Source organism: Xanthobacter autotrophicus (assembly GCF_030015065.1).
Lineage (GTDB): Bacteria > Pseudomonadota > Alphaproteobacteria > Rhizobiales > Xanthobacteraceae > Xanthobacter > Xanthobacter autotrophicus_D.
Window position 1 is genome coordinate 1 of the sequence record NZ_JAIVFN010000538.1, and the last position, 397, is coordinate 397.

The following is a 397-nucleotide window of genomic DNA, read 5'->3' on the forward strand; positions in this document are numbered from 1 at the left end:
GGGCTGCAGAGTGCTCACCTTGCCAGCGGGCGCAGTCGTGGCCGCAGCGCCGGAGGCTGCAGAAGCCGCACCGGCCGGTGCCGGCGCCGCGCCGGGCGCCCGGCCGCGCACGCGCAGATCGGCCTCGACGTTGCGCAGCGTCACCGGCAGCAGCGCCGGGCCCTTGTCAGCTTCCGCTAAGCGCTCCACCACGCCGAACGGCGCAGCGGCGAACTTGGCAAGCGGCGGCATCGGGCCGGTCGCCTCGGCCAGCGGAAAACCGTCCGCATTGCGCAGCGTGCGGCCGGAGGCGTCCTTGAAATCCTTGGGCAGTTCCAGGCGCAGCGAGGTCTGCGGCGTGAAGGGCGGCATGAACTGCACGCCCGTTACCACCGTGTCGCCATCGCCCTCGCCTTCC

At 73.0% G+C, this 397-nt stretch carries 1 protein-coding gene; it reads right to left on the reverse strand.

What is annotated here, in order from left to right:
• The coding region (locus K9U40_RS24410; RefSeq protein ID WP_282892618.1) for a hypothetical protein at positions 1-397 on the reverse strand (397 nt) is incomplete at both ends.